The organism is Mariprofundus sp. KV, from assembly GCF_013387475.1.
In the GTDB taxonomy this organism is placed as follows: Bacteria; Pseudomonadota; Zetaproteobacteria; order Mariprofundales; family Mariprofundaceae; genus Mariprofundus.
Genome location: NZ_VWNB01000005.1, coordinates 152,652 through 167,295, shown reverse-complemented (window position 1 = coordinate 167,295; position 14,644 = coordinate 152,652). Strand labels below are relative to the sequence as shown.

Annotated in this window: 17 protein-coding genes; 10 read left to right on the top strand and 7 right to left on the bottom strand. The window is 51.6% G+C overall.

Annotation, left to right across the window (positions count from 1 at the left end):
* Window positions 1-10 precede the first annotated feature (10 nt).
* Entirely contained in the window at window positions 11-697 is a 687-nt protein-coding gene (locus F3F93_RS05730; protein WP_176958206.1) for a response regulator transcription factor, read from the bottom strand.
* Between the two features lie 161 nt (window positions 698-858).
* On the opposite strand from F3F93_RS05730, the gene F3F93_RS05725 reads away from it, so the two are divergent.
* Both F3F93_RS05725 and F3F93_RS05720 read left to right on the top strand, forming a co-directional pair.
* The gene (locus F3F93_RS05725) at window positions 859-1,368 is read left to right on the top strand and encodes a Spy/CpxP family protein refolding chaperone (protein ID WP_241696998.1); all 510 of its coding nucleotides are present in this window, start codon (window positions 859-861) and stop codon (window positions 1,366-1,368) included.
* A gap of 81 nt (window positions 1,369-1,449) precedes the next feature.
* A complete protein-coding gene (locus F3F93_RS05720; protein ID WP_241696997.1) occupies window positions 1,450-3,369 on the top strand; it encodes an ATP-binding cassette domain-containing protein in 1,920 nt (639 codons plus the stop codon).
* Here the strand turns inward: F3F93_RS05720 and F3F93_RS05715 are convergent.
* Window positions 3,366-6,140, bottom strand: coding sequence for an MHYT domain-containing protein (locus tag F3F93_RS05715; protein WP_176958205.1), 2,775 nt, complete (start codon window positions 6,138-6,140; stop codon window positions 3,366-3,368). The genes F3F93_RS05720 and F3F93_RS05715 overlap by 4 nt on opposite strands.
* Before the next feature lie 103 nt (window positions 6,141-6,243).
* Between F3F93_RS05715 and thiI the strand changes: the two genes are divergently transcribed.
* Window positions 6,244-7,434 (top strand): tRNA uracil 4-sulfurtransferase ThiI, encoded by a 1,191-nt coding sequence (thiI, locus tag F3F93_RS05710; protein WP_176958204.1) that lies wholly within the window; start codon window positions 6,244-6,246, stop codon window positions 7,432-7,434.
* On the top strand, window positions 7,431-7,715 hold the full coding sequence (locus tag F3F93_RS05705; RefSeq protein ID WP_176958203.1) for a transporter suffix domain-containing protein: 285 nt from the start codon (window positions 7,431-7,433) through the stop codon (window positions 7,713-7,715). The genes thiI and F3F93_RS05705 overlap by 4 nt, the downstream gene beginning before the upstream one ends.
* A 1-nt stretch (window position 7,716) precedes the next feature.
* Here F3F93_RS05705 and F3F93_RS05700 read toward each other — a convergent pair whose 3' ends face one another.
* From F3F93_RS05700 to F3F93_RS05690, 3 genes are read right to left on the bottom strand one after another with little or no spacing between them, the layout of a single operon-like run.
* Window positions 7,717-7,905 (bottom strand): hypothetical protein, encoded by a 189-nt coding sequence (locus F3F93_RS05700; RefSeq protein WP_176958202.1) that lies wholly within the window; start codon window positions 7,903-7,905, stop codon window positions 7,717-7,719.
* Window positions 7,902-8,126 (bottom strand): hypothetical protein, encoded by a 225-nt coding sequence (locus F3F93_RS05695; protein ID WP_176958201.1) that lies wholly within the window; start codon window positions 8,124-8,126, stop codon window positions 7,902-7,904. Before F3F93_RS05695 ends, F3F93_RS05700 begins: the two co-directional genes overlap by 4 nt.
* Window positions 8,123-8,866: a creatininase family protein gene (locus F3F93_RS05690; RefSeq protein WP_176958200.1), complete on the bottom strand. Its 744-nt coding sequence runs from the start codon at window positions 8,864-8,866 to the stop codon at window positions 8,123-8,125. The genes F3F93_RS05695 and F3F93_RS05690 overlap by 4 nt, the downstream gene beginning before the upstream one ends.
* 113 nt (window positions 8,867-8,979) lie before the next feature.
* Between F3F93_RS05690 and F3F93_RS05685 the strand changes: the two genes are divergently transcribed.
* Window positions 8,980-9,483, top strand: a complete 504-nt coding sequence (locus F3F93_RS05685; RefSeq protein ID WP_176958199.1) for an O-acetyl-ADP-ribose deacetylase — start codon at window positions 8,980-8,982, stop codon at window positions 9,481-9,483.
* Here F3F93_RS05685 and F3F93_RS05680 read toward each other — a convergent pair.
* Window positions 9,476-10,099 carry a cytochrome b/b6 domain-containing protein gene (locus F3F93_RS05680; RefSeq protein WP_176958198.1) on the bottom strand — a complete coding sequence of 208 codons (624 nt, stop codon included), beginning with the start codon at window positions 10,097-10,099 and terminating at the stop codon, window positions 9,476-9,478. The two genes, F3F93_RS05685 and F3F93_RS05680, sit on opposite strands and share 8 nt — an antisense overlap.
* Window positions 10,100-10,231: 132 nt before the next feature.
* Here F3F93_RS05680 and F3F93_RS05675 point away from each other — a divergent pair, with 132 nt between their 5' ends.
* The 4 genes from F3F93_RS05675 (at window position 10,232) to dbpA (ending at window position 13,535) form a co-directional block, all read left to right on the top strand.
* On the top strand, window positions 10,232-10,432 hold the full coding sequence (locus tag F3F93_RS05675) for a hypothetical protein (RefSeq protein WP_176958197.1): 201 nt from the start codon (window positions 10,232-10,234) through the stop codon (window positions 10,430-10,432).
* 345 nt (window positions 10,433-10,777) lie between these two features.
* On the top strand, window positions 10,778-11,485 hold the full coding sequence (locus F3F93_RS05670) for a hypothetical protein (protein ID WP_176958196.1): 708 nt from the start codon (window positions 10,778-10,780) through the stop codon (window positions 11,483-11,485).
* Complete coding sequence (locus F3F93_RS05665) at window positions 11,482-12,012, top strand: DUF1456 family protein (RefSeq protein WP_176958195.1); 531 nt, start codon at window positions 11,482-11,484, stop codon at window positions 12,010-12,012. Before F3F93_RS05670 ends, F3F93_RS05665 begins: the two co-directional genes overlap by 4 nt.
* Window positions 12,013-12,140: 128 nt before the next feature.
* Complete coding sequence (gene dbpA / locus F3F93_RS05660) at window positions 12,141-13,535, top strand: ATP-dependent RNA helicase DbpA (RefSeq protein ID WP_176958194.1); 1,395 nt, start codon at window positions 12,141-12,143, stop codon at window positions 13,533-13,535.
* Window positions 13,536-13,541: 6 nt separating this feature from the next.
* Here the strand turns inward: dbpA and F3F93_RS05655 are convergent, their stop codons facing one another.
* Window positions 13,542-14,084, bottom strand: a complete 543-nt coding sequence (locus F3F93_RS05655; protein WP_176958193.1) for a class I SAM-dependent methyltransferase — start codon at window positions 14,082-14,084, stop codon at window positions 13,542-13,544.
* A 259-nt stretch (window positions 14,085-14,343) separates the two neighbouring features.
* Between F3F93_RS05655 and groES the strand changes: the two genes are divergently transcribed.
* A complete protein-coding gene (gene groES / locus F3F93_RS05650) occupies window positions 14,344-14,640 on the top strand; it encodes a co-chaperone GroES (RefSeq protein ID WP_176958192.1) in 297 nt (98 codons plus the stop codon).
* Window positions 14,641-14,644: the final 4 nt, after the last annotated feature.

Genomic DNA, 14,644 nt, shown 5'->3' with positions numbered 1-14,644 from the left:
GTTTTAGTTCCTATTCAACAGGGACAAACAGCCAACCGATGCCGCGCACGGTTTTGATGCGTGGTTGGTCACTGGCCAGTGGTGCAAGCTTTTTGCGCAGATGGCCGATATGAACATCGAGCGTACGATCGAATGGCCCATAATGTTTACGTAGCGCGACCTTGCTCAACTCCTGTTTCGAAACCACTTCACCGGCCTTCTCCATCAGGGCTACGAGGATATTGTACTCGGTAGCGGTCAGATCCAGCGCAATTCCGGATTCGGAGATGGTGCGCGATTGCGGTTGCCATTCGATGTTGCCGAATTGATGGGTTGAACTGCTCTTCTGTTCGGGTTGCTGCTCGGTTCTGCGCAGTATGGCCCGGATTCTGGCTGCAAGTTCACGCGGATTACATGGCTTTGGCAGGTAATCATCTGCGCCGAGTTCCAGGCCGATAATGCGATCCATCTCCTCGCCCCGGCCGGTGAGCATAATCACCGGCACGGTGCTGAAACCACGCAACTCACGCAGCACATCCATACCGTTTTTTCCCGGCATCATAATATCGAGAATCAGCAGCTCGAAATCGTTTGTTCTGGCCTGCTCAAGGCCGCTGTTGCCATTGTGGGCACAGGCGATTTCAAAGCCTTCACCGGCAAGGAATCGCTGCATCAGTTCGCACAGTTCGATATCGTCATCAATCATCAGAATAGCCATATCGCCATATTGCCATAAAAAACACCATCGGGAAGCTGCTTTTACGATTCCTTTACATTGATTTGCGCACCCTTTGCGTAACTCCCGCTCAACGTTGCAGTGAAAGGTTCAGTATTCGAAATGCGCCGGATAGCGCATAGATATTTCGCAAGGAGTTGATTATGAACGAGCAGAAAGTAATGAAACAGGAGCGCGGTCTGAAAACAGCTCTGTTTTTTGTTGTGGCATCAGCGCTGTTTATTGCAGGTGCTAATATGGCCTACGCATTCGGTGGCCCGGATGGTGAACGCAATATGGATCGGCGGGCTGAGAGAATGGCTGAAAAACTCAATCTAAGTGATACCCAGCGTGATCAGTTTAAGCAGATTCATGAGCAGGGACGCGGCGAAGGTCAGGCCATTCATGAAGCGATGCAGAAGAATCGTGATGCCCTGCATAAGCTTGATCCATCTGCCAAAGATTACGCCAAACAGGTGGCAAGGCTGGCCAACGAGAAAGCTGAACTGGTGAAACAGATGGTCGTCCATCGCAGTGAAGTGCGTGCAGAGGTGCATGCCATGCTTACTCCTGAACAGCGTGAAAAAGCCACTCAGATGAGAATGGAGCGCAAGGGTAAAGGTATGCGTTCAGGTGATGGCCCAAGGGGCAACGGTGAGTGCAGATATCGGTAACCAAGCTCAGGCTCAGGCTGGTAATAAGGCGCCCTGCAAATGCAGGGCGTTTTTTTTTGCATTCAAGGTTATGATGCGCCCATGCCAATCATGACCCTCAACCATCTCGATAAAGCCTTTGGATCACAGGTGCTGCTGGACGGTATCAGCCTGAGCATCGGGCGTGGTGTGCGCACCGGTTTGATCGGTCGTAATGGTGAGGGTAAATCGACGCTGCTCAAGATTATGGCTGGCCTTGTTGAACCGGATCACGGTGATGTGACGCTGCGTTCAGGAACCAGAGTTGCCTATCTGCCGCAGGCTCCCCATTTTGATGCCGGATTTAGCGTATACCATGTTGTAGCCGAGGGTCTTGGCAGCGTGGCAGCTACACTCGAACTGTACCATGAGACCCTGAAGAGACTTGAGCATGATAGCTCGGAGAAGCTGCTTAAGGAGGTGGAGCGCCTGCAGGCAGAGCTTGAACATGCCGGAGCATGGAAATTGCATACCCGTATTGAGACGGCGATCTCCAAGCTGAAACTGGATGCTGATCGCGATGTGGGGGAGCTCTCCGGCGGATGGCTGCGCCGCGTGGCACTGGCCAGAGCTGTGGTCTCAGAGCCGGATGTGCTGTTGCTGGATGAGCCGACCAACCATCTCGATATCGCATCGATTGAGTGGCTGGAGGATTTTGTCGCCACCTTTCCGGGATCTGTTCTGTTTATCACCCATGATCGTTATTTCCTCGATGCGGTAGCTGAAGAGATTATCGAGCTTGATCGTGGTCACTTGACCCATTTTCCCTGCTCCTATGCAGAATATCTCGAGAAGAAGTCGGAACTGCTGTCGCAGGAGGAGAGCAATCATCGCAAGTTCGACAAGCTTCTGGCCGGTGAAGAGCGCTGGATCAGGCAGGGGATTCCGGCCCGGCGCACACGCAATGAGGGGCGGGCACGGGCGCTGGAGGATCTGCGGAAGCAGCGAGCGAGTCGGCGTATGCGCGGTGGTGATGTTGATCTGCGCGTATCCAGTGGCATTAAACCCGGCAAGATGCTGATGGAGGCGGTTGAGGTTTCACACAACTTTGGTGAGACCACAATCTGTGAAAAATTCAGCCATAAAATTATGGCCGGCGATCGTGTTGGCCTGATTGGACCCAATGGCATCGGTAAAACAACACTGCTCAATATTATGCTCGGAGAGTTGAATCCCAATGGCGGCAGGGTGCGCCATGGCGTGCGCCTGGCTCCGGCTTTCCTGACCCAGATGCGCGAATTGAATCCTGAAACCAGGATCAAGGATGTACTGCTGCCACAGGGTGGTAACTATGTGCATATCGGTGGTCATGAGCCGCGCCACATCGTTTCATATATGCAGGACTTCCTGTTTGATAAAGAGCGTTTGAATTCGCGTGTGGCCGCGCTATCCGGTGGTGAACGCGGGCGCCTGATGCTGGCCAGATTGTTGCTGGAACCTGCCAATCTTCTGGTGCTGGATGAGCCGACCAATGATCTTGATATCGGCACGTTGAGTGTGCTGGAGAAGGCGCTGGCCAGATATGAGGGGACGGTGATCGTGGTTTCCCATGACCGTGCTTTTATGGATCGCGTTGCTTCGCGTGTGCTGGCCTTTGAGGGCGATGGTGTGATCATTCCGATTGAGGGTGGTTACTCTGATTATCAGGCCTGGAAAGCGCGCCAGCTTGAGAAGGCTCAAGAAGAGGTAGAAGAGGATAAAAAGAGGGCTCCGGTTCAGGCTACTGTGAAAGCCATGAAAAAGTTAAATAAACTATCCTATAAAGAGCAGCGCGAACTCGATGGCCTGCCAGCTGATATCGAGATGATGGAAGAGGAGAAGGGGGCGATCGAAGCCCGCTTCTGTGAGCCGGACTACTTCAGCAGTGATGCCGAGGGTTTTCAAAAGGATCAGAAGCGGCTGCATGAACTGGAATCAAAGCTCGGGCTGGCTTATGAGCGTTGGGAAGAGCTGGAGGCCAAGCAGGAGATTCTGGCTGGTTAGTCCAGCAGCAGACGGATAGCGTGGTTCAGTTCCATGATCTCAAACGGCTTGGAGAGGACAGGAATATCTTCAATGCCTATCAATGCTTGCAGTGAATCGTTTTTGTCGTATCCGGTGGCAAAGATGATGTTGGCCATCGGGTCAGAAGTCAGGATTTCACGGGCTGCATCTGGGCCACTCATTTCAGGCATCACCACATCCAGAAGCACAAGGTTGATCACGTTGGATCTGTAGATTTCAACTGCTTTCCTGCCATTTTCTGCCTGTAAGGCTTTGTATCCCATGCTCTCCAGTGTTTCAGCAGTTGTCTCTCGCAGGGTAGCGTCATCATCAACGACCAGAATGGTTTCGCCCTGCCCATCAGCTATCTCCAGTGGCGATGCATCACCGATGATATGGTGGGAACTTGTTGAGATCAGTGGGATGTAGATATGAAACTCAGTTCCAATGCCGGATTTACTCTCTACTTCAATAAAGCCGTCATGTGATTTGACGATGCTCATCGACATGGAGAGCCCCAGTCCGGTCCCTTTGCCCACCTCTTTGGTGGTAAAGAATGGATCAAAAATGCGTTCAAGGTGTGCCTTCTCGATACCGTGTCCATTATCGCGAACCATCATGTGTACGTAATCATTGTGCTTAGCATCAATATGGCTGTTTTGCTGTTCCAGATCAAAATGGGCATGTTCAATGAGAAAGGAGATGGTTGGATGATCAGACTCTTTTACGGCATCTATAGCATTGCCCAATAGATTAAGAAGAAGCTGCTGGAGCTGAGTAGGATTGCCTTTGATCATTAGCTCTCTGCCGGATATTTTTTTATCCATATGGATATTTTCCGGAATAACGATCTGATGCAGCCTGAATGCCTCATTAATAAATGAGGTGATTGAGATCTGACTCATCTCCACCTCTTCGTTGCGGGCAAAGATCAGCATCTGTTTGATCATCTCTGCTGCCTGGAAGCTTACCTTCTCAACCCGCTCAATCTTCTCAGTTAATTCGGGCATGCCCTTCATCTTTCTTTTGACCATAAACAGGTTGCCGACCATGCCAGCCAGCATGTTGTTGAAATCGTGGGCGATGCCACCGACCAGCGTACCAAGTGCTTCCATCTTCTGCGCCTGACGGAACTGCGCCTCCAGCGTTTTATGTTCGCTCAGGTCTTCATGAATACCGACATAGTGGGTGATCTCACCGCTGCTGTTTCGAATCGGAGAGATGGTCAGCATGGCGGGATAGAAGGTGTCATCTTTACGTTTCTCGATAATCTCACCCTGCCAAACCTCGCCGGATTGAATGGTCTCCCACATTTTTTCGTAGAAGAGCTTCTCCTGATTGCCGCTGTTGAGGATGGAGGGGTTCTGGCCGATCGCCTCATCTTCACTATAACCTGTATTGCTACAGAAAGCCTGATTGACGTATTCAATGGTGCCATTGAAATCAGTAATCACAACGGCTTCGCCAGCCTGATCAATAGCTTTAAAGATTTTATCGGCTTGAGATTCCAGCTGTTTGTTTTGAATAATGTTTGCAATGGCATCAGCCACTGCTGTCAGAAAAGTTGTCTCTTCCGAATTTTTCACGTGATCAGGTTGAACATATAGATTAATCACGCCCAGAAGCCCGGCAGGGGAGAGGATGGGAACGCAGTAGTGACCATGATCTTCCATGCCATCAGGGCGGGTGACATGATCAGCATCGATATTACTTTTGAAAATCAACGTCTTACGTTCTGCCGCCAAACCACACAGGCAGCGGCCATACTCAACAGAGGAGCAGAGTTGTTTCAGATCATCGCCGAGGTTTCTTTCTGCGACCATTTTCAGGCATGAGCTTTTTGAGTCCGCCAAGAAAATGCTGCCTTTTTTATCCAGAGCCAGCCACTCAATGGAGAGCAATACATCGAGAACCTTTTGCAAGGTTTCAGAAAGGGTCATATTTTCCAGAGCAAGAGATAAAATTTCAGAGAGCGACTTGTTGATATCCGCACGCTGCTTCATGGCGATGGCCGCACTCTCCGAAATCATAAAAGCCTCATCGAAAATGGCGCTGATGATGATGCCGCCCTGAATCAGAAATGCGACGATGAGGATGAAGATTGCCAGAATCAGCGGGTCAATCACCTCGGTAAAATGATGAGGTGTAACCAGTTCATAGAAGCGCATCCCCTCCATGGCGGTGTAGTGCATGGCGGACACGGCAAAACCCATCACAATGGCAGCCGCTGCTTTGGTGGGTAGTTGACTGAATATGCGCGTATCACGCAGGCGATTGGCGATCAGCAGCGCTGCAGTTGAGGCGATGATTGCGATGGCAATAGCGAGAGCCACGATGGTTGAATCGTGATGCATGCTCGCATTCATCCTCAAAGCCGCCATGCCAGTGTAGTGCATACCAGCCACACTGAGTCCCATCATGGTGCCAATAAACAGTGTTTTAGGTGCGAATGTTTTCAGATTGCCGCCGGAACGCAGTGGGGCGATGGCAATAGCACTGGCGATGATGGCCAGTAGTAGTGAGATCGCGGTAAGAGCGATATCAAACCGGACAGGAATGGGCATCTGCAGTGCTAAAATGGCAATGAAATGCATAGTCCAGATGCCTGTGCCAAGGCTAAGGCCAAAGGCTGCGACCCATGCCAGAGAACGCTGGTTAGAAACGGCTGAATAGATACGGGGGACGGTAGAGAGGGCTACGAAGGATGAACCGATGGCCGCCATGACTGAGACAGCGACCAGCAGTAAATTGTACGTGCCTGTAAGTTCCAAATTAACCCCTTCCCAGAGTAATGATTCAAGCAGAACAGGAAATTATCCTACTGAAACCATCAAATCGCTGCAACTTGCAAGAACTGCGGTTAGGCTGCCGCCCATGCCAAAATTACTATTTCATCTCGGAGAGCTCTCTCTCAAAGGTAAGAACCGTTCTGTATTTGAGCGCCGCATGGCGAAGAATATAAAACGTGTTATTCAGCCTGTAATCAAATCAGGTGGTGTTCACCGTGAGCATGGCCGTATGACAGCTGATGTTGAGTCGGTCTCCGATGAGCTGATCAATCTGCTCGCACTGATTCCCGGCATCCGCAACTTCTCGGTGGCCGAATCGTGTGAGCTCGATCTTACTGCGATGCAGGAGGCTGCCAAAGCGGCTGTGCTTGCCGATTTCGGCCCTGATGTGGCGGGTAGGCGCTTCCGCGTCACCGCCAAGCGCAGCGATAAACGTTTTCCGATTAAAACACCGGAACTCAATTTCGAGATCGGCGGTTTTTTGAAAAACCAGCTGAATCTGGCGGTGAACCTTAATGATCCCGAGATTGATGTACGTGTTGAGATCGGACTGAAAGAGGCCTATATCTATACCCGTAAGATTACCGGTATCGGTGGCCTGCCTGTCGGCTCCTCCGGGCGTGGCGTGGTGCTTTTCTCTGGTGGTATCGATTCACCAGTTGCCGCTTATACCATGATCAAGCGCGGTATGGAGGTGGTGCTGGTTCACCTCTATAACAGCACCATCAATCGCGATTTTGTCAAAATCAGGGATCTGGCACGGCAGCTCTCCATCTATCAGGGCAGGGTGAAGCTCTACCTGATCGATCTTGAAGAGTTTCAGCGCCATGCCATTGCCAATGTGCCGGCTGACTACCGTATGATTATCTACAAGCGTCAGATGATCCGCTCTGCGGCCAAAATTGCTCATCAGGAGAAGGCACAGGCTCTGGTGACCGGCGATTCGCTGGGTCAGGTTGCCAGTCAGACACTGGCTAATATCCATGCCATCTATGATGCCTCCGACCTGCCGCTTCTGCCGCCGCTGATCGGCTCGGATAAAGAGGAGATTATTGCCCTGGGGCGCCGTATCGGCACCTATGATATCTCCATCGAAGAGTATTGTGATATCTGTTCATTCCTGATTGCCAAGCATCCTGAAACGCATGGTCGTCGTGATCGCGTAGCTGAGCTTGAGAGCCTGCTGCCACTGGATGGGCTGGAGTATCCTACCCGCACGATCTGGTTTGATGGCGGTCATGAGGAGAGTGATGACAAGGCTTCTGATCCCGCATGAGTGAAAGGTTGAGTCGGCTCAAGCGTAGCATCGGGCTATTCCTCTTCTGGGCTTCATGGCTGTTGTGGGGGTTGATGTTGCTTGTGCCCTTTGTCATGGAGGCCGATGCGAGCAGAGTCGCAGTGACTGCTACTGCGCTGCTGGTTGCTGCCGAGATAAGTTTTGCTGTCAGCCTGTTACTTTTAGGACGACCCTTTTATCAAGCTTTTAAGGAGAGGATAAAAAGCCTGTGGGTGAAACTCAGAGGTGAAGAGAAGGCTGAAGCAACCCCGCTCGATTGATCTATTTGCTCTTTTTCTGATCCTCATTATGAGAGTGACTCTCCCTGAGTCGACGTGAGATGTTCTTCTCACTGCTGCTGAATGTGAAGCGGCCTGAGAGGGTGCACCCCTTCATGCCCGGATCACACTTTTTACCCGGCACCCTGCGACACAGGCCTTCAACCTCGTGCGGGCAACCCCAACCGCTCATGCGTCGTTCTTCTTTCTTGAGCGCAGAAACTTTATGACCAGCAGAATGGTCGGCAGCAGGTGCCAGAAGAGATCAAAGATATCCAGCGGTTTGGCAAGCGTGCCATCAGCCAGCATTTTCAGCTTTTCACTGAGATGCGGTTCCGGCTGGAATGGCAGCATGGCCATCAGCACTGCGATGGCAATCAGAGCAATATAGGGTAGTTCATCCAGCCATTTCATGATGCGTCTCCTGTGGTGAATGCCTTATAGTCGGTAGCAAGTGAATCAACAGCAAGCCTGTAAAATTTTTCACCATCTGCAACCGTGGCCAGAGCCGGGTTGGAACCGATGCGGCCATCGGGAAATTTTCTCCGGTAATCGACCGCATCGTAGATCTCACCGTTGGGTGCAATTTCAGGCGACATAGCCACATCTTTGACCGCTTCCGGATGGGCAAAATAACTCAATGCCACCTCACTGACCGTGGCGTGGTGCCCCTCGGCCTCACCGTAGAGATCTGCAGCAAGTTTGCCGATGACCTCATCTCGCCACCAGTTGGCCAGCCTGCAGCGTGGCGTTGTGGCGTTACTAGTGCCTGATGCATGGTAAATCTCACAAAAAGCTGTGGTGACAGGCGCAATATTGCCGCCATGGCCATTGATGAAGTAGAAGTGGGTGAAACCATGCTGTTGCAATGAGGTCACCACATCCTGAACCAGATGAATCAATGTCGATGGTTTAAGCGTGATCGTTCCGGGAAATGCCATATGGTGTTGTGCCATGCCGTAGTTGATGGTCGGGGCAACCAGCACCTCCACCTTCTCTTCGATGCCGGAGGCGATGCGAGTCGGGCAGATGGCATCGGTGCCGATCAGACCGTTAGGGCCATGCTGTTCGGTTGAACCGATCGGAATGATAATCGCGGTAGAGCGTTCGAGGTAAGACTCGACCTCTTGCCAGGTGCTCAGTGCAAGTTGCATGGTCTCCTCCAGAGTTTTAGAGCAGTAAATGCTAGTCATATCGAGACTGTTTTTCGAGGGCGCTGCACATTTTAGTTTTATTGACTATAATAGTGGAGCAGAAGGGGGGGCGTATGTCCGATATTCGTATTGTAAAGCAGGATATTACCACACTTCAAGTCGATGCGATTGTAAATGCAGCCAACAACAGCCTGCTTGGCGGTGGCGGAGTGGATGGTGCGATTCACCGTATGGCGGGGCCAGAGTTGCTGGATGCGTGCAGGAAAATAGGTGGCTGCATTACTGGTGATGTGAAGTTAACCCGAGGATACAATCTGCCTGCCAAATGGGTGATCCATACGGTTGGTCCTGTCTGGCAGGGCGGGATTTATGGTGAACCTGAGCTACTGGCCAGCTGTTATCAGAGTGTACTGACGCTGGCCGCTGATAAGGGGATGGCGTCGATCGCTTTTCCTGCCATTGCCACAGGTGCCTTTGGTTATCCTGCCCGGAAAGCCGCCCGGGTAGCTGTGCGGGAGATCCTTAATTTTCAAAAAGATCATGATAAACCGAAAGAGATTATTCTGGCCTGTTTCGATAGTGAAATGGAGGCGATTTACAGGTCTCTGCTTAGCTGAGTCGCTTATCTTCCTTGATCTTCTTGCGGCCGGTAAGCATGGCGCGTGGCAGGTTTTCACCGTGCAGCAGGCTGGAGATGACAACCCCGATAATATGTACAAAGATCAGTATCAGCATCAGGTTGACAGTAAACTCATGCACCTCTTCCCAGAACTCATCGCCGCCGCGACCACCGCTCCAGCTACCGTGATGGTCATCGGCATAAGCGCTGCTCACCTCAAGTGAGATATTGGCCAGTGGCCCTTTGCCTTCGGCAGCATAGGTCTCCAGTCCCGTCCAGGTGATCAGGGCGAGTGTAACCAGCATGATTATTACCATGAGGCCACCGGCAGGGTTATGGCCAAGATAGTGTTTAGGGTGCCGACTCATCAGGCTTTGAAGGTAGGCTTTAACCTCGGCGGGACGGTAGATGAAGTTGGAGAAGCGGGCATATTTTGTGCCGATAATCCCCCAGATGAGGCGCAAGCCAATCAGTGCGGCAATCAGATATCCAATTAGCGCATGTATGGTCTCCAGGTCTCCTTCGCCGGTGAGATAGGCGAGGCTGAAAAAGAGCACCAGCGACCAGTGAAACAGGCGCACGAGAATATCCCATACCTTAATAGAGTGTTGCATCTGCATTCTCCCGGAAATCGAATTGGGCGAAACGTAATGTCTGATCCTTAACTCAACATGAACAGACACTCGTAGTGAGAATGCTGTAACGGGATGTTTCCACCGGGGCTGATTTTTGCTTAGAGTGCGGCCATGAATAATGCAATTGGACTCTTTCTCGTATTTGGTATTCTTATCGCTGTGGTTGTTGCAACCAACTGGCAGGAGAAGACAGGCAGAAAACTTACTGAATTCGCATGGTATCGCATCGCCAAAAAGATCGTGCTCGCTATTCTTATTCTGGGTGCTGCCAGTGTCCTGCTTCTCTCTATCTATGGAGCTGCTACGCTCTGATTTCCACCGCCTTCGGTTAAGCAGTAGCTTCGCTGCTTCTTTTTAAGGGTCAGTGGGGCAGTCCGATCAGTTTGAAAATCACAAAGCTGACAATCAGACAGGCGGCAATCAGAAACCATGCTGCCCAGGCTGGTGGGCCTAAGAATGCTGCAGTCATGCACAGGGGCGCCAGTGGTCCGGGATGTTTAAACATCATTTTACACGACAGTAAAAGGAGACGGCTGCATGGCCGCCCGAAGGGTGGAGCCCATGGATAGGTGACATCATATACACCTCCTACTCTTATTATATCAGTGAATTTTGAGTCTGCTTTAATTATGCAGGTTGACTGACTAGTTTGGGGCTATGGAAATCACCCCGAATTTTGACCTGCTCAACAGCAATGGTTTGAACATGCAGGCTGTGTTTAACCTTAGCGAGCTTCCGGAAACGATGCAGGCGGCACTTGCCGGGCAGGTAGCCGGTTTTACCAATTACAGTCAGCTGATTCTTATCGGCCACGGTGGCAGAGGGATGTGGGAGGCGCTTCAGGCCTCTGAATTCAGAGCTGCAACTGATCCAATCGATTGCTTTTCGGTTGATCGGGTTGTGCAATGGCTTACAAAAGCTGTTCCTGAACTTCGATACGAGATTATCTATCCGAACGCACAGCAAGTCGTGCCACTGCAGGCTCTGGGAGAGCTTGCAGGATGGCATCATGCCTCCCCGTTTCGCATCGGCATCAATCAGATTTGGGGTTCGTGGTTTGCCTATCGGGTGGCAGTTCTGGCTGACACAGGTTTTATGCCGACTACAAGTGTGGCGCTCGCTTCTCCGTGTCACAGCTGTAGCGACAAGCCGTGCCTGTCAGGCTGTCCTGCAGATGCTTTGGCTGATAGCAAACTATCCCTGCAACGCTGTCTCGATTATCGCCTGCAGGAGGGCTCCAGCTGCAAAAAGCAGTGCCTCTCCCGTCTGGCTTGCCCGGTGGCGACTGAGCACCGTTACACACTGGAGCAGATCAATTACCATTACGGCCGCTCCCTGCAGAGCATTGAGGATTATTACCGATGACCAATAACGATATCCTGCGCCGAATCCGCTACGCCTTCGACTTCGACGATTCGAAGATGATGGCCCTGTTTGCTCTGGCTGATCTTAAGGTGACACGGGAGCAGGTCAGCGCCTGGTTGAAAAAGGATGATGATCCCGCTTTTGTGGAGTGCTCTGAGGGTGAGCTGGCGCTGTTTCTCGATGGCCTGATCAATGACCGGCGCGGCAAAAAAGAGGGGCCACAGCCCAAGCCGGATCTGCGACTGAACAACAATATCATCTTCAGAAAGCTTCGTATCGCACTGAATCTGAAAGATGAAGGTGTTCTGGAGCTGTTGGCGCTGGGGGGATTTCCCATTACCAAACCGGAGTTGAGCGCACTGTTCCGCAAGCCTGACAACAGACATTTTCGTGTCTGTAAGGATCAGATTCTACGCAACTTCATCAAGGGCGTGCAGTTGAAATACCGACCCGACAAAACACCGAAGAGAACGGCAGAAAAAACAGCCGAAAAACCGGCAATAGAGAGTTTCAGCTGGTCAAAATAGCGGTTGCATCATCGCATCATCTCGACGGTTAACATGAATTAACTCTCAATCACTGCCTGCTGCCGCTATAGTGCGCGGCTGGGTTGATCTGTTTCTCTGCCCAACATTGAACCATACAGGATAGTCCATTGAGCCACGCACCTTTTTCAACACTGAACATGCATGCCGATCTGCTGCAGAACCTCTCTTCTCTCGGTTATGAGGAGATGACACCGATTCAGGCCGAGAGTCTGCCACATATTCTGGCGGGCAGTGATGTGATCGGGCAGGGCAAAACAGGCTCGGGAAAAACGGCGGCATTCGGGCTTGGGCTGTTGAACCGGTTGGATGTGAAGCAGCTGCATGTGCAGTCGCTGGTGCTCTGCCCTACACGCGAGTTGGCTGATCAGGCCTCTAAAGAGATTCGCAGGCTGGCGCGTACGATCTCGAACATTAAGGTGCTCACCCTCTGCGGTGGCATGCCGTTTGGCCCGCAGATCGGCTCACTGGAGTACGGGGCCCATATTATTGTCGGCACCCCCGGCCGTATCGAAGATCATCTGGGGCGCGGTACGTTGAAGCTCGATGGCGTGACAACACTGGTGCTTGATGAGGCTGATCGCATGCTGGAGATGGGTTTTCAGGCCTCAGTTGATGCCATTGTTGGCCGGCTTCCCAAGCAGCGCCAGACACTGCTGTTCAGCGCCACCTTTCCTGATCAGATCAAAGCAATATCCAATCGCATCATGAGCAAGCCGGTGCTGGTGCAGGTGGAGTCCACACACGATAGCAATACGATTTCACAACACTTTTATCAGACGGGCGATTTTAAGCAGTCGATGATCGCGCTACGTCTTCTGCTGCTGGAGCACATGCCTGAATCGTGCGTGATCTTCTGCAATACCAAGCGTGAGACGCAGGAGATTGCGGATGAGCTTATCTCGCATGGTTTCAGCGCTTTAGCGCTGAACGGCGATCTGGAGCAGCGGGATCGAGATCAGACGATGGTGCGTTTTGCCAATCGCAGCACCTCCATCCTTGTGGCTACCGATGTGGCGGCACGAGGGCTCGATATCGATGCGCTGGATGCGGTAATTAATTTTCAGCTTCCACATGAGCCTGAAACCTATCTGCACCGCATTGGCCGCACAGGTCGTGCTGGTAGCAAAGGTGAGTCTTTCACCCTGCATAACGGCAACGATTACAAGCTGACCATGCTCAGTGATTACATCAAACGCCCCATCAGCAGTGAGGCGCTGCCGCCGCTGAGTGTGCTGGACAACAGACCGGCCAAACCGGCCATGGCGACCCTGCAGATTGGAGGTGGTAAAAAACAGAAGCTGCGTCCAGGTGACATTCTCGGCGCTCTGACCGGAGAAGGTGGTATCACCGGCAAGCAGGTTGGCAAGATTCATATCCTGGATAACTGGGCATATGTGGCGGTCAGTCGTGAAGTGGTGAAGATTGCTCTGAAAAAATTAACCGATGGGCAGTTAAAGGGGCGAAGCTTCCGTGTTCGCCTGATGTTCGACTGGCCGGGCTGATCACACTCAACGCTTTGGGTTGAATAATCTGTAGAGATAGATCGGTGTGTTGTAGAGGTCATCGAGCCGGAGGGTTTCTGCGGGTTGATGATCGGGCAGGGCGAAGGTGCTGCTGATCAGCATGGAGTTTTGCGCTTGCCCATCTGAAGAGAGCCTCTTCTGCAGCGCCTGCATGCCTTTGGGATGAAGATAACAGATGAGCAGGGCAGCCTGGGGTAGCTGTGCGGTTAAAAAATCCTTTCGATAGATGCATACATTTTTCAAGCGGAAGATCACTCTATAGGCCTGAGAATAGATCCACGGCAACCATGAGAGTTCATAGCCAATTACCGGTCGGTCGGGATATTTCCGTGCCAGAGCAAAGAGCAGGCCTCCCCAGCCGGAGCCGAGATCAATCATAGCCCCTTCTGAAGCCTGCTCGCTGGCTTTCAGTATGGTGCGACAGGCTCTTCCCGAAGATGGCATGGGTGAGATGCCTGTCTTGAGTGTGAACCAGAGCATGGAGATGCAGCAGAGGCTGATGAGTGTAATCAGTGCAATTTCAAACATGCGTAACAGACTTTCCTTTTGACATAGGTGGTTTGTAGGGCTCTGGAGAGGCACCGTCAACTTATCAGGTTATACATTAAACAGGCGTTGACAGCAGAGGTCATCTTCCCACTATTGGCACTCCCTTTTGGAGAGTGCCAGAAAATTGCGCTTGGGGGGTTGAATCGAATTCAGCCTGTCCCCATAAAGGGAGTTGAATCGGTCATGGCCGATTCCTATATACCAGTTTCCATATTATATATTGAAAGGAGAAACATCGATGGCAACAACAGTCCGTCCTTTGCATGATCGCGTAATCGTTCGCCGCCTGAACGAGGTAGAGAAGTCCGCAGGTGGTATTATCATCCCGGATTCCGCCAAGGAAAAACCGGTTGAAGGCGAAGTGATTTCAGCAGGAAAAGGAAAAATCATGGAGAACGGCGACCTGCGTCCGCTGGATGTAAAAGCCGGCGACAAGGTGATCTTCTCTAAATATGCCGGTACCGAGATCAAACTCGATGGCGAAGAGTTCCTGATTATGCGTGAAGACGACATTCTCGGCGTAATCGAAGGGTAATTGA